The sequence below is a fragment of the Clostridium celatum genome, from assembly GCF_021412605.1.
Classification (GTDB): Bacteria; Bacillota; Clostridia; order Clostridiales; family Clostridiaceae; genus Clostridium; species Clostridium celatum.
In genome coordinates this window covers 1-21,157 of the sequence record NZ_JAJKGM010000016.1, presented here as the reverse complement: position 1 = coordinate 21,157, position 21,157 = coordinate 1, and the positions used below count along the sequence as shown (strand labels likewise).

The window sequence follows — 21,157 nt, the reverse complement described above, 5'->3', positions numbered from 1 at the left end:
TAAAAAGTATAGTACATAGAGAATTTTAGGTAATACTAAATATTAATGTTAAAGTGTTTTAATATTAATTAATAAAAAGGGCTTAGAATATGGAAATTATAATTAATCAATTACAAAAAAATGAACTTTTTAAAGGCCTTAGTGCTGAAAAAATAGAAAATGTTATTAATAAAATAAAATATTCAATAAAAAGATATAGTAAAAATGAAATAATAGCTAATGAAGATGATGTATGTACAACATTATCGTTAGTATTAGATGGTAGTGTAGAGATACAGAGGTTATATTCAAATGGAAAATATATTGTATTAAAAAGATTAAGTACAGGTGATGTTTTTGGAGAAGCTTTAGTATTTTCAAAAGCAAAAACATATCCAGCTACGGTTATGTCTTTAAGTGAAAGTAGTATATTTTTTATCGATAAGGAAGATGTATTAAAATTATGTTCTACGGAAGAAAAAATATTAGAAAATTTTATATCTTTATTAAGCGATAAAGTTTTTATACTAAATTCTAAAATTAAAAGTATATCTTTTAAAAGTATAAGGCAGAGAGTAATTAATTTTATACTAGATGAAGTTAGAGAGCAAAAAAATAAAAACATAATTTTAAAAAACACTAAGGAAGAAATTGCGGCTAGTTTAGGAATTCCAAGACCATCCTTATCAAGAGAATTAATTTATTTAAGAGATAATGGATATATTAATTTTAGTAGAAGAAGTATAAGTGTAATTGATATTGAAAGTTTAGAAGAAGAATTATTTAATTAAAAAAGAGTTTGTAACATATGTTACAGATTCTTTTTTTATAAGAAGATAAAATAGTCACATAGAGTTAGTAAATATTAAATAAGTATTTTAAGAAGGAGATTTTAATAATGGAAAATAAAATGTTTTGCTTTCAATGTCAAGAAACAGCAGGATGCACAGGATGTACTAAATTTGGTGTGTGTGGAAAAAGCCCAGAGCTTGCTAACATGCAAGATTTATTAATATATGTAACTAAAGGATTATCAGAAGTAACTACAAGATTAAGAAGAGAAGGTAAGAAGATAGAAAAAGAGTTAAATCACTTTATTACTTTAAATCTTTTTACAACTATTACAAATGCAAATTTTGATAATGAAGTTTTTTATAGTCGAGTAAAGGAAACTTTAAGAATCAAAGAAGAATTAATAGATAAATTAGGCAATAAGGAAAATCTATCAGAAGCAGCTTTATGGAATGCAAATTCTAATGAAGATATGCATAAAAAAGCAGGCTTGTTAGAAAAAATTAAAAATGCTGTAGCTGGAAGTAAGGAAGCTAAATCTTTAAATTTAATATTAAAAGAGAAATCAAATTCAGATGAAGTTGGTGTTCTTGCAACTAAGGATGAGGATATAAGATCTTTAAGAGAATTAATAACATATGGATTAAAAGGTTTATCAGCATATTCAAAGCATGCTAATGCATTAGGCTATGATAATGAAGAGATAGATGCATTTATGCAAGAAACTTTAGCTAAACTTTTAGATGATTCATTAAATGTAGATGAATTAATAACATTAACTTTAGAAACTGGTAAAGTAGGGGTTGATGGCATGGCATTATTAGATACTGCTAATACTACTACTTATGGAAATCCAGAAATAACAAAAGTTAATATAGGAGTAGGTAAAAATCCAGGTATATTAGTATCTGGACACGACTTAAAGGATATTGAACAATTATTAATTCAAACACAAGGAACAGGAATTGATGTGTATACTCACTCTGAAATGTTACCAGCGCACTATTATCCTAACTTAAAGAAGTACAAGCATTTAGTAGGTAACTATGGTAATGCATGGTGGAAGCAAAGAGAAGAATTTGAAAGCTTTAATGGTCCAATCCTTATGACTACAAACTGTATAGTACCACCAAAAAATGAAAGCTATAAATCAAGAATGTATACAACTGGTGCAGCTGGATTTGAAGGATGTGTTCATATTGAAGCTGATAAAAATGGAGTAAAAGATTTCTCAGTAATTATAGAACAAGCTAAGAAGTGCAAAGCTCCAACTGAAATAGAAAGTGGAGAAATTATTGGTGGATTTGCACATGCACAAGTATTAGCATTAGCTGATCAAGTTGTAGAAGCAGTTAAAACTGGAGCAATTAAGAAGTTCTTTGTTATGGCAGGATGTGATGGTAGAGCTAAATCAAGAAATTACTATACTGATTTTGCAAAAGCACTTCCAAAAGATACTATAATATTAACAGCAGGATGTGCTAAGTACAAATATAATAAATTAGATCTTGGAGATATAAATGGAATTCCAAGAGTTTTAGATGCTGGTCAATGTAATGATTCATACTCATTAGCATTAATAGCGTTAAAATTAAAGGAAGTATTTGAACTAGAAGATATTAATGAATTACCAATAGCATTTAATATCGCTTGGTATGAACAAAAAGCTGTAATAGTATTATTATCATTATTATATCTTGGAGTAAAAAATATTCATTTAGGGCCAACACTTCCAGCATTCCTTTCAACAAATGTAGCTAAGGTTTTAGTTGAGAACTTTGGTATAGCTGGAATAACTAATGTTGAGAATGATTTAAAGATATTTATGGAACAATAAAATAAATATATTGGTATAGCTAAGTAAAAGAAACTGTATCAAAATAGAAATCTTAAATTGAAAAGTACAAATAGTAAGTGATAGATTAGTCTAATATAATTTGCTATTTGTACTTTATTATTAAAATTAATTCATAAGTTTTTATTATTTAGTTAGTATGAAAAATTGTTAATAAGTTGATAAATTAACTTTAAATACGTACTTATCACCTCTAACTATAGATTGAGTATATTCAACAAGTTCATTTTCTTCGTAGCTAAATCTTTCAAGTAATATACAAGGGATTTTAGAAGATATTTTTAGTAAAGAGCATTCTTCACTATTAGGAATAATCGGTCTAAATGTTTCAGCAGCTTTATCTACTGATAAAGAATATTTAGAAGATAAGTATGAATAGAGAGATTTTTCTTCTAAAATATCTGTACTTATATTAAAAAATCTATTTTTAGGTAGATAGGTTATTTCTATCATTAAAGGATAATTTTTAGCGGAACGTAATCTTACAATTTTATGAAAAATTTCTCCTTTGGGTTTATTTAGTTTAGAAGATAATGAAGAGTCTAGTTGAAATTGTTCATAACTGAGAATACTATTTCTAATAGTTATATCATCTTTTTTTAATTCATCTGTAAATGAATAGAAGTTATACAAAGGTTGTTCAAATACTTGTGGTTTAATAAATGTTCCTTGTCCTTGGATTTTATAGATAAAGCCATTGTTTTGAAGAGTATTAAGAGCTTTTCTTACAGTTGATCTACTAACATTATAGTTAAGGCCTAACTCTCTTTCAGATGGTAGAGGAGAGTTTTCTGAAAAGATTCCATTTTTTATTTTAAATAAAATATCATCATATATATTCATATATAATGGTTGACTTTTCATAATTAATCCACCTCCTAACTTTCAAAATACTTGTATTACAGTATAAATATAACATATAATGTGATATATTTAAATAAGAAGATACAAGTTACATAACTTGTATCTTTTTATTTATAGAATATGTATGATAAGTGGGCCAAAATATTATGAAAAGCGAAAAGGTATTCTCTTTAACAAGCTATAATAATAAAATATAAATATGGGTATTTTATTCAATAAAGTGAATGAGAGGAGAGAATTTAAATGCATGAATTAATGAGAATAATAAAAGACTATAAAGCAGGAAAAAATAGTGGAATCTTTTCAGTTTGTACTTCAAACAAATATGTAATAGAAGCTGCTATGGATAGATTAAGAGATGGAGACAAGTATTTACTTGTAGAAGCTACAGCTAATCAAGTAGATCAATTTGGTGGATATACAGGAATGACGCCTAAAGATTATAAAGATTTTATATATGAGCTTTGTGATAAAAACAATTTTCCTAAAGAAAGAATAATATTAGGTGGAGATCATCTTGGACCATTAACATGGACAAACCTACAACCAGAAAAAGCTATGGAAAATTCAATGGAATTAATAAGGCAATACGTTTTAGCAGGATTTACTAAGATTCATATAGATACAAGTATGCAATTGCTTGGAGATAAAGAAAGTGGAGATTTTGGAGATAATGTCATAGCTGATAGAGCTGCTAGACTTTGTAAAGTAGCAGAAGAGGCATATGCTGAATTATTAAAGGAAAATCCTTTAGCAATTCATCCTGTATATGTAGTAGGAAGTGAAGTTCCAATTCCAGGAGGAGCTCAAGAAGAGGAGAATCATATACAAGTTACAAGTGTTTCAAATTTTGAAAATACAGTAAGATCATTTAAAGAGATTTTTATGAGCTATAATCTTTCAGAAGCTTTAGAGTATGTAATAGCAGTAGTTGTTCAACCAGGTGTTGAATTTGGTTCAGATAGTGTATGGTCATATGATAGAGAAAGTGCAAAAGAATTATCAGCAGCTATAAAAAATCATGATAATTTAGTTTTTGAAGCACATTCTACTGATTACCAAACTAAAGAGTCTTTAAGAAAAATGGTCGAGGATGGATATATAATATTAAAGGTTGGACCTGCATTAACATTTGGCTTTAGAGAAGCTGCTTTTGCATTGAATAGTATAGAGGAAGAGTTAGTACAGTATCATCCAGAGTTTGAAACATCTAGATTTAGAGAAATTTTAGATTTTGTAATGATGAAAAATCCTAATCAGTGGAAAAAACATTATATTGGTTCATTAGAAAAGATAAAATTTGAAAGAAAATATAGTTTATCAGATAGATGCAGATATTATATGCCGGATGAAGATGTAGAATTTGCTTTACAAAAATTACTAGATAATTTATCAAATGTAGAAATACCATTACCATTACTTAGTCAATATATGCATAGTCAATATGTAAAGGTAAGAGAAAATAAATTAAAGCTAGATCCATATGAATTATTAAAGGATAAGATAGGTGAATATATAGATGATTATATCTATGCAATCTCTTAGAATATTATAGTATTAAATGTATATCTACATTATATAAGGAAATGTAGATATACATTTTTTGTTTCAATAAAGTTTAGATTGTAAAAATATTATTTGATTTTGAGAGTAAGTAAAAAATATATATTAAAGAAAATATATTAATAGAGATAGAAGAATTTGTAGTTAGAAAAAATCAACATATTAATAATTATATTTTAAAACATATTAATGAATAAAATAAATAATTTAGGGAATAATATAAATAAATATTTTAATATATAAAAAAAGAAGCTGGAAGAATCCAGCCTCTTAAATTAATTTGTATTATCCCCACATTGTGAAGCCACATAAGTGACCAATTAATGCACCAACGATACCTATTACAAGTAAAAGAAGTATACAAGTAACTGGCTTCCAACCTTTCTTCTTAAGTAAGAAGAATAGTAATAATGTTAATGCTAGAGGAATCATTTGTGGTAAAACACCATCTAATATATTTTGAATATCGATAGGAGCTTCACCGTTTGGTATTACGATTCCTAATTTAGTTGCACCATAGTTAGAAGTTAAAGCACCAACTATGAATACACCTAGCATAGAAGCAGCACGAGTAAATTCTTTAGCATTCTTAGTTAATATATCAATTGCTTTAGAACCTAAACTATAAGACCAGTGCATTAACCAATATCTTATAGCAAATTGAACAGCATTGAAAATTAATAAGAATAATATTGGTCCAGCTAAGGAACCATTTATAGCCATATTAGCAGTTATACCAGCAGTAATTGGAACTAGTGTAAACCAGAAGATCGCATCTCCGATACCACCTAAAGGTCCCATTGCAGCAACTCTAACGGCTCTGATAGTGTTTGTATCTGCCTTTTGTTGCTCTAAAGAAAGAATTATACCCATAACGAAAGTTACAAGGAATGGGTGAGTATTGAAGAATTCTAAGTTGTGTTGCATAGACTTAGAAAGGTCTTCTTTATTAGTGTGAATTTTCTTTAATCCTGGTAATATACCGTATAACCATCCTGCAGCTTGCATTCTTTCGTAGTTAAATGAAGCTTGTAAGAATAATGAACGCCAAACCATTTGATTTAAAGTTTTCTTATCAAGTTGTTTAGCTGGAGTTAAATCTTTATATTGAGTTGAATTAAATTCCATCTTCGTCATCTCCTCCTCCTACAGGTGCATACGCAGCACTGCTCTTCATTTTTACATTAGTTTGGAAGTCGTAAATAGCAACAGCAAATCCAATAAATGCGATTATTAATAGAGCTGAACCACTTAGACCATCTATCTTTCCTATGATAGTAGCTAGAGCAAAACCTGCGAAGTAAATACCCCATAAATCGTTTGATAACATGATACGTAAAAGTATTGCAAATCCAACATAACGCATCATTCCACCAGCAGCAGAAAGTCCACTCATGAACCAAGCAAATTTTTCTGACATTTCTGATAACCAATTACCAGCAGCAGCACCACCGATTAATCCTATAACAACTACTATTGCAAAGAATAATCCTAGAAGACCCATTGCCATGTAGTTAAGGCCTTCGATACCTTTTGTATCAGCATCTTCAGCATATTTATCAGCCTTTGACATTAATGGAGACATAATTGTAAATAATAAAGTTACACAATATTGTCCTATTAATGCGAATGGAACAGCTAGTCCAACAGCAGCAGCTGGTTCTAAGTTAGAAGAAACAGCGAATACAACTGCCATTATTCCACCGATAACAGCATTTGGAGGTTGAGCTCCTCCTACAGGCATGTTTCCGATTGTCATTAATTGATAAGTACCACCAACGATAAGTCCAGTTTGTAAGTCACCAAGAATTGCACCGATAACAGCACCAGATACAATTGGTTGATATAATGATTCCAAGAAACTAAATTGGTCTATACCTGCGATAAATGCAAATACTGCAACCAAAAGAATTTGAATAAAATTAAAATCCATATCACAAATCTCCTTTCGTAATTATTTAATTGTAATTATTGATTATAATTATTTGAAAAGTTTATCAATATTTTCTGTACCTTCAGTAGGAACTCTTCTAATTTCAAGCTCCACACCTAAATCTTTTAGTTTTCTGAACGCTTCAACGTCTTTATCGTCTACAGCAACAGATCCAGCAACTTGTCTCTTACCTTGAGCCATATGCATATTTCCGATGTTTACCTTTTTTATTGGCACACCACCTTCAACAAGTCTTAAAACATCAGCAGGAGTTTCACATACTATGAATATAAGTTGTCTTTCGCTAGCTTTGTGAATAGTGTTGATAGTTTTTTCGATTGTCCAATAACGAGTAGAAGCATAAGTTGGAGCAGCCATATCCATTAGACCTTGTCTAAGTTTATCACCAGCAACAACATCATTTGCAACTAGGATTAAGTTTGCACCAATAGATCCACACCATTGAGTAGCAACTTGTCCATGAATTAATCTGTTATCTATTCTTGTTAAAACAATGTTTGGCATAATATTCACCTCCTTATAAGTTGTTTTTATGTTTTTTGTAATCGACTCTACAATAATATTATAGATATTACATAATATAGAATCTTTAGAATTTTTAACATTTGTTTTATGTTTTTTAACAAAACGTTTACACGAAGACTAAAAATAATTAGGTCTACATTAATTATATATGTAACTAAAATTAAAATATAATATAAAAATGTAATTGTACTGAAAAAATGTTATTAAATTGAATGTTTGACAAATGATTTAGATAGATTAAAATATAAATGTGAATATAAAATATTTTATATTTATAAGATGGTATATGAGGACAAGTTAATATTAATGAAATATTAAGAAAATGTTATTTAAGAGGGGGAATTTGCTATGTATGATAAAACATCTAGCGCTGAATTTGGGAAATATGGGGGAGTTTATGAAGAATCAAAAGACATATCTAGTGAAGAACTCATAAGGAAAAAAGTTATTACTAGTGATAGGGTAATTTCAAGCCTATATAAATTTTCAGAGCCAGTATATGTTGAAATTGAAGAAGGAATGGCTTATATATTGATAAGTGAGCATAGTGATAGAGATTTCAAGCTATTTGGAGTACATAGAAATCTAGAAATAAAGCCTAATATGTATTTCAATATAATTCCAATGACTAAAGAAGTTACATTTAATTTAATAATTTCTCGTAACTATAATATTAAACTGGAGTTTTTAAATCCTCCATATGTATATAATAGAATATTACCAACTATAAACATTCCAGAAATAATGGCATATTATTATACTATTAAAAGTCCAAATTATAAATTTAAGGGAGAAAAACATAATGTGTATGAATTAACGTTCGTAGATAATGGAAGTTTAGATACAACAATAGATGATGTTAATTATAAATTAGATTCATATGATTTAATTATTTATGGAAAAAATCAATTCCATACTCAAACAGTAAATAGTGATTCATCTTGTTCATATTTAACAGTATTATTTGATATGGAATGTGATGATGATAGTGCTATATGTAATAGGGTATTTCATTGTAGAAAAGAACTCTATAAGATAGTAAGGAATTTTGCGAAAAATTTATCTTCAACAGCACCATATTCTCAAAACTTAATTTTAAGTAATTTTCACGAAATAATTATTAGATTATTTCAATATGATTATTTAGGACATGAAAATGATAAATTGCCTAAAGAATCTCATCAACATTTTCAAGATGAGTTATTAGAGGACATACTATCATATATAGATGAAACTATTTGTGAACCAATTGCTATAGAAGATATTTGTAGTAAATTTGCTGTTTCTAGATCTTCACTACAAATGTTATTTAAAAATAATTTAAACATAACTCCAAAGAAGTATATAAATGATTTAAAATTGGCAAAGAGTAAATTATTGATAAAGGAAAATAAATATACTATTAGTGAAATTGCATTTATGTTAGGATTTAGTTCTATACATTATTTTTCTAGAGCATTTACTCAACATTATGAAATAAGTCCTAGCGAATATGCGCAAACTGTATTTAATTAATAAATAATATGTAGTAATATTTTAAATTTTAAAGAAGCTATATCAAAAGGATATATAAATGTTTAATAAATAAATTAAATATAAATGGCAAATAGAGCATAGATGCTTATATATGTCTTTAATTTGCCATTTATATTTTGTCATTGTATAAATTCTATATATTGTAAATTAAGCTACGCTTTGAATTGCATATCTAGATACTGAAACTATTACATTTTTAGCAATTTCAACTTCTACGATATCATCTTTAACTTTAATTACTTTTCCGTAAACTGCACCACAGAACATAACTTTCATTCCAGGTTTTAAATCAGAATGTAGAGTTTTAAGTTCGGAAGTTTTCTTTTTAATATTTCTTGCTGATATAAATGTTAAAATTAATGCGGCTATTCCAAGTAGAACTCCTATTGTAATGCATGTCCAAATAATAACTTCCCAATTAATCATAATTAAATACCATCCTCACATTCAATTTCTTCATGTGCTATAAGTTCAAATTTAACAACTCCGCTTTTACCAACCTCTAAAGCTGAATCTGCTAGAGATGATAAGTCATCAATAATATCTTTAGTCATAGTTATTTCAAGTGCCATAGGTAAGTTTGTTCCACCTACTACTTGAATTGACTGCTCAACTTCAGTATTTAATTCAACTAAAGTTTTGAATGGTGAACCACCAGCTAAGTCTGTAAGAGCTAAAATATCATTACAACCATTTAAATTATTTAATGCAATTTTATATTTTTCTTTTAAACTTTCTGTAGAATCTGTTTCTAAAAAATCAACATATTCAACATTTGCAGGGCCACCAGCAATTAATTTTAAAGAGCTTTGTAAGCCAGTACCAAAATTTCCATGTCCACTAATTATTATTCCTATCATATTATTATCCTCTCTTCCGTAAGCTGAAAAATTATTTTAGTTATTTATTTACGAGTATAGTTGTATAATGTAACACCTTTAACAACACGGTTAACTTCTCCGGATGGACAAGGATTATCAGGTGTTATTCCCATTGATAAAGATTTTAATGTTGATAAAGTTTGAGCAAATGTAATATAAGCTAAACCTAATTCAACATTATTTGAATTATTACCAGTATTATAAGCATAGTAGTAATCAGCTAAAGATGATAATTCATCAGAATGTTTATCTGATACAACAGCTAGCTTATTTCCTTTTCTTTGAGAACTTATTTCTTTTATTAAATCTAATTCATATTTATAAGTGAATTCATCATTACTTACATATACTACTGTTAATGTAGAATCATCTATAATTGACTTTGGACCATGTCTAAATCCAAGTGGAGTATCAAATACAGCAACTGTTTTTCCAGCTGTTAATTCAAGCATTTTTAATGCAGATTCTTGTGATATTCCTTTTAAAGTATTACTTCCTAAATAAACAATTCTTTCAAAGTTATATTCATTAACTATTTTATTTACAACGTCATAACCTTCATCTAAGAATCTTTGAGTAGATGAACAAATATTAGTGATTACTTTTGATTTTTCATCTAAGTTATCAAGATTAAAGCAAAGGTATGTAGCTAAGTACATATTACTAAAACTAGATGTCATTGCAAATGATTGATCATGAGTTTCATCAGTAAGGTTTATTGCATAACAATTATCTAACTCTTCAGCCATTTTTGAAAGAGCACCATTTTTATTGCAAGTAACAAATAAATGATAAATATTATCACAAACAACATTAGCAGCTTCAACGGCTCCGATTGATTCAGGAGAATTACCAGAGCGACCAAAACTTATAAGTAATGTTGGTTTAGTTCTAGATAAATAATTCTCAGGTGTTGCAACTATATCAGTTGTACCATAAGATTTAACTTTATAATTAAGCAATGTATTTAAATGAGAATATAATGCATTACCAACAAATTCACTAGTACCTGCACCAGTTAATATTACATCATAATCCTCTTTAGTTATTACATTATTTATAAATGCTTGTATAGAACTTTTATTAGCTTTAATTTGTTCTAAAGTTTTTATCCATGTTTTAGGTTGTTGAAAGATTTCATTTAAAGTAAATGTTGATTTAGTATCTTTCATTTGACTTTCGTTGATATTAAAAATATTCATAAATTCATACCCTCCATATTTATTATAGCTATCAAAAGCTTTACTAATTCTAATTATAATGAAGACTCGTACAAATACAATGTAGGTACTAAAAGATATAATATCTATGTTAAAAAGTGCAAATATTGTAACAATAATCTTATGTATAATAAAGATAATGTTGAAAAAGGAGGTATAATATGTTAATACAAAGCAAGAATGTTTGGATTGCAGATCAGTTTATTTCAGCTCAAATTGAAATTGATGATAATAAAATAACAAATATCTACAAATATAATGAAAAAGATGGGGCATATGATTATGGAAATAGGAAGATTGTCCCTGGATTTATAGATATTCATTGCCATGGTGCATATGGATTTGATACAAATGATGCTAATGAAGAAGGCCTTAGAAATTGGACTAAGAAAATACCAAATGAAGGTGTTACAGCATTATTAGCAACAACTATAACTCAAAGTAGGGAAGTTTTAACTAATGCTGTAGCTAATGTAGCAAAAGTTGTTGAAGATGGATATGAAGGTGCAGAAATATTAGGGATACACTTTGAAGGACCATATCTTGATATGGAATATAAAGGTGCACAACCAAAACAGTTTATAGCAAAACCTACAGTTAAAGAATTTCAAACTTATCAAAAGGCTGCAAAAGGATTAATAAAATATGTTACTTTAGCAACTGAAGCAGATGAAGATTATGAATTAACAGAATATTTATATGATAATGGAATAGTTGTAAGTATAGGACATTCAGCTTCTACTTATGAAGAAGCAGTATTTGCCTTTGCTCATGGAGCTAGATCTCAAACTCATGTTTATAATGGTATGACTCCATTTAATCATAGACAAAATGGACTAGTTGGGTTTAGTTTAAGAGTTAATGGAATGTATGGGGAAATTATTTGTGATGGTAACCATTCTACTCCAGCAGCATTATATAATTTCTTTAATGCTAAGGGACCTGATTATGGAATTATGGTTACTGATGCATTAATGGCAAAAGGATTTGAACCAGGTTCAAGATTCATTTTTGGTGGAAATGAAATTGAAATATATGAAGATGGTAGTGCTCATTTAGTTAGCACAAAAGGATTAGCAGGTTCAACATTAAGAATGAATGAAGGTCTTAGAATATTAGTTGAAAAAGCTATGGTACCGTTTAATTATGCTATAAATGCATGTACTATTAATCCAGCAAAATGTTTAGGGATTGATAATCGTAAAGGTAGAATAGGTGTTGGATATGATAGTGATTTAGTAGTACTTAATGATGATTACTCAGTTCATCAAACTTATTGTTTAGGGAAGGCGATGTTGTAAATGAATAAAAATACTGTAGCTTTAGCAGGCAAAAATATTTATCTAGATATGTATGGAGATACAGTTTATTATAACGCATTTGATAAAAAAGGATATATTATATCTCCACAAGTTGAACAAAAATTTAGAGTAATTTATTATAGGTATTCTATTATCATAATAGCTCTAATTTTATTAGGAGATTATTTTAAAACATTTCAAAGCACACTTTTAGTTGGTGTTGCAGCTACGGTTATAGCAGAATTATATTTTAGAGTAATATTTCTGAAAAAATTAAAATCTATAAAAGATTTTAAAAGGGAAAGAAAGCTTTCAAAATTAGAGATTATTATTAATAGTAAGGCAAAAGAGAAAACTATGATGAAATTGTGTGCTTATGTACTTTTAAGCATACTTATAGTTATAAATGCTATACAACAAAATTATAATATGATATTTATGACTTTAAGTATCATAGTGGCTATATATGGAATTTATTCAGCAATAATTAATGGTGTGGCTTTTAGTAAAATGAAAAATAAATAAAAAACATTTTTATTTAAGATAAATTTAATGGGAAAAGGAGAATTATTATGGAACTAATTACAACAAAAAACATATTAAAAAAGGCTCAAGAAGGACATTATGCAATAGGTGCTTTTAATGTTGAAAACATGGAAATGGTAATGGCAGTTATAAGTGCAGCAGAAGAAATGAATGCACCTGTAATAATGCAAACTACTCCATCTACAGTAAAATATGCAGGATTAGATTATTTCTTAGCAAATGTAAAGGTTGCAGCAAGTAGAGCAAGTGTACCAGTAGTTATGCATTTAGATCATGGGTCAAGCTTTGATTTAGCAGCACAAGCATTAAGAGCAGGATATACTTCAATTATGATAGATGGTTCTCATGAAAGTTTTGAAGATAATATAGCTGTATCTAAAGCAGTGGTAGATATGTGTAAACCTTCAGGAGTTGCAGTTGAAGCTGAACTTGGAAAAGTTGGAGGAAAAGAAGATGATTTAGATGGTGGAGAAGGAGATGCATATACAGATCCACAAGAAGCTAGAGAATTCGTTGAAAGAACAGGCGTTGACTCATTAGCTATAGCTATAGGTACAGCTCATGGTATGTATAAGGGAGAACCTAAATTAGATTTAGAAAGATTATCAGAAATAAGAGAAGTAGTATCAGTTCCACTTGTATTACATGGTGGATCAGGAATTCCAGATTCAAAGGTACAAGAAGCTATAAATAGAGGAATATGTAAAGTGAATTATGCTACAGAACTTAGAATAGCATTTACACATGGGGTTAATGAATATTTAAAGAGTAATCCTAATGAAATAGATCCTAAAAAGTACAATAAAGCTGGGCTTGAAGAAGTTAAGAAGTTTGTAAAAGAAAAAATACAAGTTTGTGGTTGTCAAAATAAAGCATAGAATAGAAAAAGACAAGCTTTTAATTAAAATTGATAACTAAACATTTAAATAAGGTTGGTGTAAGCCGACCTTATTTTTTATAAGCAGAAATTTAATTATTTCAATTAATAAGTAAAAATAAAAGTTCCAAGAATATTACCGGGGGAAGGTAGTATTCTCGGAACTTTTATTTTAAGAGGAAAATTATTTTTTATCTATCTACAAGTAATAGTATACTATAGTAATTTGTCAATTTTGTTACAATTGATAATTAAAATTTTAAATAGATATCTGTAATAAAAGCTTTGGGTAATAATGTAAAGTGACTTATAATAAGGTTATAGTAGAATGTATAAAAGATTAAAATGTATTAGTATTATAAGGAAAATAAATTAAAGTGCAATTAAATTTGGAGGAGAATTTATGAAAAATTTGGTTATATTCTATTCCTTAGAAGGAAATACAAGATTAATAGCTAATACGATAGCAAAAACTATAAATGCAGACATATTAGAGGTAAGGACTAAAAAGAAATACTATGATAAAGGATTTAGAAAGTATTTTTTTGGTGGTAAAGACGTTTTATTTAAGGTAAAACCACAACTTGAAGAAATAGATAAAAATATAAATAGTTATGAAAATATTTTTATTGGAACTCCTATATGGGTAGGAACATACGCACCAGCATATAATACTTTTTTAGAAAAATATAAAATACAGAATAAAAAAATAGCTCTATTTGCATGTCATGGTGGTGGAGGTGCTTTGAAATTTTACAATAATATAAAAGAAAAAATTCCAAATAATAAATTTATAGGTGAAATAGATTTTTTTGAGCTATTAATAGTAATAAAGAAGAGTGTTTGGAAAAAGTATCAAAATGGGCAAAATCAATAGTGAACTAATGGGAGGTAATATATGAAAAAGAATGCAGCACTTAGAGAATTTAAAAAGCTGAAGAGTCAAATAAATCAAATAGAAGAAATAGTACATCATTCAAAAGTAGGGGCACTTATAGAACAGGAAACATCAATAAGAAAAAAAATTAGACTATTAAAGGAAATGGAGAAAGAGGGATTCAAGGAATATGAATTTGTGTGTGAAAGATATGAGGAGCTATTAGAAGATGTTTCTAAGAGAATGCTTGAAGATTATAATAAGAAAAACAACACAGATTTTGATTTTTATGAAGTAGTTAGAGGGAATTATAATACATTTTTAAATTCAGGTTTTATGACGGTGCTTACAAAGCAACATATACCTAAATTAATTGGAGAGGCTTTTGAAGAAGCATTTCCTGATAATCCTAAAGATGAATATATGATAACTAGAAGAATGAAAAGAAAGATTTATATTCATTTAGGTGATACTAATACAGGTAAGACTTATAATGCAGTAGAAAGGCTTAAAACTGCTAAAAAAGGAGTTTATTTGTCGCCACTTAGAATACTTGCATTAGAAAATTATGAAAAGCTAAATAATGAAGGTGTAGTTTGTGATTTAATGACAGGTGAAGAAGAGATTATTAAGGAAAATGCTACGCATATATCTTGTACAATAGAAAAGGTAAACTTAAAGCAAAATTATGATATTGCAGTTATTGATGAAATTCAAATGATTAATGATAATCAAAGAGGTATTGCTTGGAGTAGAGCTGTACTTGGTCTTAGATGTAATGAAATTCATATTTGTGGAGCAATGAATGCTAAAGAATTATTAATTAAAATGTTAGATGATTGCGAAGATGACTATGAGATTAAAGAATATCATAGAAATATTCCTTTAGAAGTTGAAACTAAAAACTTTAGTTATAATGATGTTCAAGAAGGCGATGCTATAGTAGTTTTCTCTAAAAAGAGAGTGTTGGAAATAGCTCAAAGTTATTCTAATAATAATGTTAAGACAAGTATTATTTATGGTGACTTACCACCGGAAGTTAGAAAAATGCAATATGAACAATTTATAAATAAAGAAAATAAGGTTTTAGTAACAACAGATGCAATAGGCATGGGAGTTAATTTGCCAATTAGAAGAATAATATTCATGTCCATAAGAAAGTTTGATGGGGAAGAGGTCAGGGAATTAACATCTCAAGAAATTAAACAAGTTGCAGGTAGAGCAGGTAGAAAAGGTATATATGATATTGGATATGTTGCAGGAGTTTCTGATACACATAATATAATAAGTAGAAAGCTTGAAGAAAAAGATGAAGTAATAAAGCAGGCAGTTATAGGTCCATCAGAAGCTATACTTACTATTAAGAGTTTACCTTTAAATGAAAAATTAGTACTTTGGAAAACTAGAGAAGAAAAAATTGATTATTATAGAAAGATGGATATAAGTGAATATCTTTTAATATTAGATAAAATAAAAAGATATAAATTAAAGGAAGAAGATCAGTGGGATTTACTAAAGGTTCCTTTTGATGTTTCAAATGAAGAATTAATGGATAAATTCTTAGAGTATGTTGATGAGGTATTTATTGCTAAACTTAAAGAATTAACAAAACCTAGTTGTTTTACAGGAAATCTTGATGACTTAGAAATTTATTATCAAAAAATTAATATGTACTATTCATTCTCTAAAATATTTAATTTAAAATTTGATGCTGAGTGGGTTTATAATGAAAGAATTAAGGTTAGCGAAGATATAAATGAAATATTAGTAAAAATTTAAAATAAAAGTTTTTAGAAAGCTAAAATTTAAAGTAAAAAAGTGATAGTTTAAAATGGGGATAATTATATAAATTATCCTAATTTTATATTGTCACTTTTTTGACTTTAATAAGTTGATTTTATTAAAATGTTTATTTTATAAGAGTTAAATAACTCCCTTTGTTAAAATTATGTTAGCATAAAGAGATTTTTCAGAAGTAGCTATAATTGCATATGAAGATTTCGCTTCTTCATAAAAATCAAATCTTTCAAGAAAACCAAATGAATCAAAGGTGTTAAAGCTTGATTTGATAATAGTTTCATAGGTTTCCCAAATTGTCGGAACAACAGTATCACCAGGGACTATACTCATTAGAGAAACAGGTTTTTTAGAGTAAGTATCCAAAGGAAATAACTTTAAAATATCCTCTAAAATTTCTGGTACAGCATGTCCATCAAGTCTTATTAGTCGTTGAGCACATCTAGTAGATGGGAAATTACCATCTGCTATAACTAACTTATCTCCGTGTCCCATTTCCATAAGTATTTTTAATAAATCAGGTGATAAAATTGGAGGTATACCTTTCAACATAAATAACATCTCCTTTATGAAGTAGATTTTATTAAAGTTTAACATAATTAACCAAATATATCAAGAATATGGAAGAATTACTTGAATAAACCAAATTATCTGTGTATAATGAAATCGTAAACAAAAACAAAAACAAAATAAAACAACAAAAACAAATAAAAAATGGGTGGAGGGAGTGATTGCATGAACGAAACTGTAGTATTAGAAATGAAAGGAATTGATAAAAGATTTCCAGGGGTGCATGCATTAAAGAGGTGTTCATTAAGCCTTAGAAAAGGTGAAGTTAATGCTTTAGCAGGAGAAAATGGAGCTGGTAAATCTACTTTGATGAAGATACTTACAGGAATTTATCAAAGAGATGAAGGTGAGATTACATACAATGGCAACAGTGTGGTATTTAAGAATCCAAGGGAAGCTCAAGAAGCTGGTATTGCTATTGTTCACCAAGAATTAAATTTAATGAATCATCTTACAGCAGCACAAAACATCTTCATTGGAAGAGAATCAGATGGATTTTTTTTGAATGATAAAATTATAAATAAAAAGACCGCTGAATTATTCAAGGAATTAAAACTAAATATAAAACCAACAGAAATAGTAGGTAATCTTTCTGTTGGAAAACAACAAATGATAGAAATTGCAAAAGCTATTTCATTTAAGTCAAATATTCTTATTTTAGATGAACCAACAGCTGCATTAACAGAATCAGAAACAAAAGAGTTATTTAGGATTATGAATGAACTAAAAACAAAGGGCGTTGGGATGATTTATATATCTCATAGAATGGATGAAATATTTAAGATTACAGATAGAATAACTGTAATGAGAGATGGTGAATTTATAAAAGAAGTAAAAACTAAAGATACAAATTTAAATGAAATAATTAAACTTATGGTAGGAAGAAATGTTTCAACAGAAAAAAAGGAAAAAAGTAATGTAAAAAAAGATGCAGAAACAATATTAGAGGTTAAAAACCTTAAATCTCATGTAGTTAAGGATATATCCTTTGATCTTAAAAAAGGAGAGATTTTAGGTTTTGCTGGATTAATGGGAGCAGGGAGAACTGAAGCAGCTAGGCTTTTATTTGGAGCAGATCCTAAAATATCAGGAGAAATATTTGTTAGGGGAAATAAGATTGATGTTAAGAATACTAGTGATGCTGTTAATGCAGGAATAGGATATCTTTCAGAGGATAGAAAAAGATTTGGTTTAGCAACTGGACTTTCTGTATCTGAAAATTCAGTTTTAGCTCACCTTGAAGATTTTCAATCAGGACTACTGATTGATGATAAAAAAGTTGAAATAGAAACCTTAAAATATGTTGATAAAATTAAAGTTAAAACTCCAACAATTAATCAATTAATTAAAAATTTATCGGGAGGAAATCAACAAAAAGTTGTAATAGCGAAATGGCTAATTAGAAATGCTGATATATTAATATTCGATGAGCCAACACGTGGAATTGATATTGGTGCAAAAAGTGAAATTTATAATTTAATGAATGAACTTGTTGCTGAAGGAAAATCGATAATAATGATATCTTCAGAGTTGCCAGAAATATTACGTATGAGTGATAGAGTAGTAGTTATGTGTGAAGGTAGACTCACAAAGATACTTAATATTGAAGATGCTAATCAAGAAGTAATTATGAAATATGCTACAGATAGAAAGTAGGAGGGATATTAAATGGGGAAGATAAAAGAAAATATCAAAGGAAAAGGATTACAAAAGTTTTTTTCGTTAGCTGCATTAGTAATATTAATATTAGCATTTTCACTATTAGGACAGAACTTTTTTAGTAAAGCTACATTTATAAATATACTAGATTCATCATATTATATTGGATTTATGGCAATTGGTGTTACCTTTGTAGTAATTACAGGTGGGATTGATCTTTCAATAGGAACAGTAATGATGTGTGCTACGCTTATTGGTGGACTTGCTCATAATTCATGGGGATGGCCAATTGGACTAGCTTTATTATTAATAGTAGTTATCGCAACAATATTTGGTCTTATTAATGGTATTTTAATAGCAAAGTTAAAATTACCTCCATTCATAGCAACATTAGGTACAATGTTAGTTTCTCAAGGTCTAGGTGCAATTATTGCAAAAGTTCAAACACAACGTTTTCCAACAGCTTATGAAGAAGCTGGATGGTTTAAATCTGTATTTTTTAAGACAGAAAATGGATTTCCAACAGGAATAATATTCTTATTAATATTTTTTATGCTTGCATATGTTATTTTAAATAAAACTCGTATAGGTAGATATACTTTTGCAATAGGAAGTAATAAAGAGGCTGTTAGGCTTTCAGGTGTAAGAGTAGATAGATGGGAAATGATGGTTTATGTTATTAGTGGATTTTTTGCTGGGCTTGCAGGTATAGTTTATGCAGCTGCGTATACAACTATAATACCAGGTACTGGAAATGGGTTGGAATTATTAGCTATTGCAGGAGTTGTTATTGGAGGAACTTCATTATCTGGTGGAGTTGGTTCAGTAGTAGGTACTATGATAGGTGTTTATATTATGAGTGTATTAAAAAATGGATTAATGTCAATGAATCTTCAAGGACAATGGCAAACATTTTTTACAGGAATAGTTGTTATTTGCGCTGTATTATTAGATATTTATAGAAATAAAAAATCAAATGAAATTAAATTAGATAATAAGACTGAAAGTAGTGCTAGTAAAAGTGTTAATAAAGTTTTAGAGCAGTAAACTGCTTAGTAATAAAATTAAAATTTAAGGGGGATTTTACAATGAAAAAAATTAAAAAAATGGTTTGCTTAGCGGCATCTCTTGCTTTAGTAGCTAGTATTGCTGGTTGTAGCTCATCAAACTCAAAAGACACAAGTGATACGTCAGACACTAATAATACAACAACGGAAGAAACAACTGATACAAGTTCTAAACCGTATATAGCTGTTATATCTAAGGGATTTCAACATCAATTTTGGCAAGTAGTTAAAAAAGGTGCAGAAGATGCAGCTAAGGAATTTAATGTTGATATTACTTTTGAAGGTCCAGCATCTGAAAGTGATATTAATGATCAAGTAAATATGGTTAATGCAGCACTTGCAAAAAAACCACAAGCTTTAGCTATAGCAGCACTTGATACTAAATCATTATCATCACAGTTATCAGATGCTCAAAGTCAAGGTATTCCTGTAATAGGATTTGACTCAGGTATTCCAGGAGCTCCAGATGGACAAGTTGCGGCTACTGCATCAACAGATAACTATAAGGCAGCACAAATTCCAGCTCAAAAGTTAATTGAAGATGAAGATATACTAGGTAAGATAAAGGCTGCAACTAAGGATAATCCGGTTGCCATAGGGGTAGTTTCTCAAGATGCTACAAGTGCATCATTAATTGATAGAACTCAAGGATTTATAGATGAAATGAAAGCTAAATGTGAAGAGATAGTAGGAGAAGGAAATGTAAGTGTTTCAGGACATGAAACATATAATGTAGCAGCTACAGGAGATGAAATAGTTAAAATCGTTGTAAATGTTCCCCCAACAACTTCTGCTACAGATGTTCAAAATGCAGCTCAATCTGTATTATCAACAAATAATTTAATTGCAGTATATGGTTCTAATCAAGGTGGAGTTGATGGTATATTAGCTGCGTCTAATGATGGTAAAGATTTCGATAAAGAAACTGGAAAATATAAAGATATAGTTGCCGTTGGATTTGATTCAGGTAAAGGTCAAATTACAGCTGTTAGAAATGGTTGGTTCTTAGGATCAGTTACACAAGATCCATACCAAATTGGTTATGATGCTGTTGCTCTTGCATATAAAGCATATAAGGGAGAAACAGTTTCTGATACAGATACTGGATCTAAATGGTATAATAAAGACAACATGGATGACGATGATATAAAGGATTTACTATACGAATAGAAGTTTTAAAGATTGTTACAAAACAAATATGTTTGTAACAATCTTTTTTGTATTTAGAAAACCACTTGCTATGCAAGTGTGTTCAGATTAGCTTAAGCGGTGAGTATGAAAAAAAACTCCTTTT

20 protein-coding genes are annotated in these 21,157 nt (G+C 28.6%); 12 read left to right on the top strand and 8 right to left on the bottom strand.

Annotated elements, in window-relative coordinates; all coding sequences use genetic code 11:
• Nucleotides 1-89 precede the first annotated feature (89 nt).
• Together LPC13_RS08505 and hcp are read left to right on the top strand one after the other, a co-directional pair.
• Nucleotides 90-770, top strand: a complete 681-nt coding sequence (locus tag LPC13_RS08505; RefSeq protein WP_005210842.1) for a Crp/Fnr family transcriptional regulator — start codon at nt 90-92, stop codon at nt 768-770.
• Nucleotides 771-877: 107 nt separating this feature from the next.
• Nucleotides 878-2,608, top strand: a complete 1,731-nt coding sequence (gene hcp / locus LPC13_RS08500; protein WP_195244086.1) for a hydroxylamine reductase — start codon at nt 878-880, stop codon at nt 2,606-2,608.
• Nucleotides 2,609-2,776: 168 nt separating this feature from the next.
• On the opposite strand, the gene LPC13_RS08495 is transcribed toward hcp, so the two are convergent.
• Nucleotides 2,777-3,490: a GntR family transcriptional regulator gene (locus LPC13_RS08495; protein WP_195244087.1), complete on the bottom strand. Its 714-nt coding sequence runs from the start codon at nt 3,488-3,490 to the stop codon at nt 2,777-2,779.
• 243 nt (nt 3,491-3,733) lie between these two features.
• On the opposite strand from LPC13_RS08495, the gene LPC13_RS08490 reads away from it, so the two are divergent.
• The gene (locus LPC13_RS08490) at nt 3,734-5,035 is read left to right on the top strand and encodes a class II D-tagatose-bisphosphate aldolase, non-catalytic subunit (protein WP_005210832.1); all 1,302 of its coding nucleotides are present in this window, start codon (nt 3,734-3,736) and stop codon (nt 5,033-5,035) included.
• Between the two features lie 303 nt (nt 5,036-5,338).
• Here LPC13_RS08490 and LPC13_RS08485 read toward each other — a convergent pair whose 3' ends face one another.
• The 3 genes from LPC13_RS08485 to agaV are packed head-to-tail and all read right to left on the bottom strand — an operon-like array spanning nt 5,339 to nt 7,511.
• The gene (locus LPC13_RS08485; RefSeq protein ID WP_005210830.1) at nt 5,339-6,181 is read right to left on the bottom strand and encodes a PTS system mannose/fructose/sorbose family transporter subunit IID; all 843 of its coding nucleotides are present in this window, start codon (nt 6,179-6,181) and stop codon (nt 5,339-5,341) included.
• A complete protein-coding gene (locus LPC13_RS08480) occupies nt 6,171-6,986 on the bottom strand; it encodes a PTS mannose/fructose/sorbose/N-acetylgalactosamine transporter subunit IIC (RefSeq protein ID WP_005210827.1) in 816 nt (271 codons plus the stop codon). Before LPC13_RS08480 ends, LPC13_RS08485 begins: the two co-directional genes overlap by 11 nt.
• Before the next feature lie 48 nt (nt 6,987-7,034).
• Entirely contained in the window at nt 7,035-7,511 is a 477-nt protein-coding gene (gene agaV / locus LPC13_RS08475) for a PTS N-acetylgalactosamine transporter subunit IIB (RefSeq protein ID WP_005210824.1), read from the bottom strand.
• Between the two features lie 369 nt (nt 7,512-7,880).
• Here agaV and LPC13_RS08470 point away from each other — a divergent pair, with 369 nt between their 5' ends.
• Nucleotides 7,881-9,047, top strand: coding sequence for a helix-turn-helix transcriptional regulator (locus LPC13_RS08470; protein WP_005210822.1), 1,167 nt, complete (start codon nt 7,881-7,883; stop codon nt 9,045-9,047).
• Nucleotides 9,048-9,215: 168 nt separating this feature from the next.
• Here the strand turns inward: LPC13_RS08470 and yajC are convergent, their stop codons facing one another.
• The 3 genes from yajC to LPC13_RS08455 are packed head-to-tail and all read right to left on the bottom strand — an operon-like array spanning nt 9,216 to nt 11,151.
• A complete protein-coding gene (gene yajC, locus LPC13_RS08465; protein WP_005210820.1) occupies nt 9,216-9,494 on the bottom strand; it encodes a preprotein translocase subunit YajC in 279 nt (92 codons plus the stop codon).
• A gap of 2 nt (nt 9,495-9,496) precedes the next feature.
• Nucleotides 9,497-9,928: a PTS galactosamine/N-acetylgalactosamine transporter subunit IIA gene (gene agaF / locus LPC13_RS08460; RefSeq protein WP_005210818.1), complete on the bottom strand. Its 432-nt coding sequence runs from the start codon at nt 9,926-9,928 to the stop codon at nt 9,497-9,499.
• Between the two features lie 44 nt (nt 9,929-9,972).
• Nucleotides 9,973-11,151, bottom strand: a complete 1,179-nt coding sequence (locus tag LPC13_RS08455) for an SIS domain-containing protein (RefSeq protein ID WP_234088748.1) — start codon at nt 11,149-11,151, stop codon at nt 9,973-9,975.
• Between the two features lie 179 nt (nt 11,152-11,330).
• On the opposite strand from LPC13_RS08455, the gene nagA reads away from it, so the two are divergent.
• The 5 genes from nagA to LPC13_RS08430 all read left to right on the top strand — a co-directional run bounded on the left by nagA (nt 11,331) and on the right by LPC13_RS08430 (nt 16,549).
• The gene (gene nagA, locus LPC13_RS08450) at nt 11,331-12,470 is read left to right on the top strand and encodes an N-acetylglucosamine-6-phosphate deacetylase (RefSeq protein WP_195244090.1); all 1,140 of its coding nucleotides are present in this window, start codon (nt 11,331-11,333) and stop codon (nt 12,468-12,470) included.
• A complete protein-coding gene (locus LPC13_RS08445) occupies nt 12,471-12,995 on the top strand; it encodes a hypothetical protein (protein WP_234088747.1) in 525 nt (174 codons plus the stop codon). It begins immediately after the preceding gene.
• 47 nt (nt 12,996-13,042) lie between these two features.
• On the top strand, nt 13,043-13,894 hold the full coding sequence (gene fba / locus LPC13_RS08440; protein WP_005210809.1) for a class II fructose-1,6-bisphosphate aldolase: 852 nt from the start codon (nt 13,043-13,045) through the stop codon (nt 13,892-13,894).
• A gap of 402 nt (nt 13,895-14,296) precedes the next feature.
• Nucleotides 14,297-14,770 (top strand): flavodoxin family protein, encoded by a 474-nt coding sequence (locus LPC13_RS08435; protein ID WP_005210806.1) that lies wholly within the window; start codon nt 14,297-14,299, stop codon nt 14,768-14,770.
• A gap of 21 nt (nt 14,771-14,791) precedes the next feature.
• Complete coding sequence (locus LPC13_RS08430; protein ID WP_195244093.1) at nt 14,792-16,549, top strand: helicase-related protein; 1,758 nt, start codon at nt 14,792-14,794, stop codon at nt 16,547-16,549.
• Nucleotides 16,550-16,693: 144 nt separating this feature from the next.
• On the opposite strand, the gene LPC13_RS08425 is transcribed toward LPC13_RS08430, so the two are convergent.
• A complete protein-coding gene (locus LPC13_RS08425; RefSeq protein ID WP_005210801.1) occupies nt 16,694-17,119 on the bottom strand; it encodes an RbsD/FucU family protein in 426 nt (141 codons plus the stop codon).
• 183 nt (nt 17,120-17,302) lie between these two features.
• On the opposite strand from LPC13_RS08425, the gene LPC13_RS08420 reads away from it, so the two are divergent.
• From LPC13_RS08420 to LPC13_RS08410, 3 genes are read left to right on the top strand one after another with little or no spacing between them, the layout of a single operon-like run.
• Nucleotides 17,303-18,793: a sugar ABC transporter ATP-binding protein gene (locus tag LPC13_RS08420; protein WP_040418646.1), complete on the top strand. Its 1,491-nt coding sequence runs from the start codon at nt 17,303-17,305 to the stop codon at nt 18,791-18,793.
• A gap of 12 nt (nt 18,794-18,805) precedes the next feature.
• Nucleotides 18,806-19,843, top strand: a complete 1,038-nt coding sequence (locus LPC13_RS08415; RefSeq protein ID WP_005210798.1) for an ABC transporter permease — start codon at nt 18,806-18,808, stop codon at nt 19,841-19,843.
• Nucleotides 19,844-19,884: 41 nt separating this feature from the next.
• Nucleotides 19,885-21,033, top strand: coding sequence for an ABC transporter substrate-binding protein (locus LPC13_RS08410; protein ID WP_005210796.1), 1,149 nt, complete (start codon nt 19,885-19,887; stop codon nt 21,031-21,033).
• The last annotated feature ends 124 nt before the right edge of the window (nt 21,034-21,157 follow it).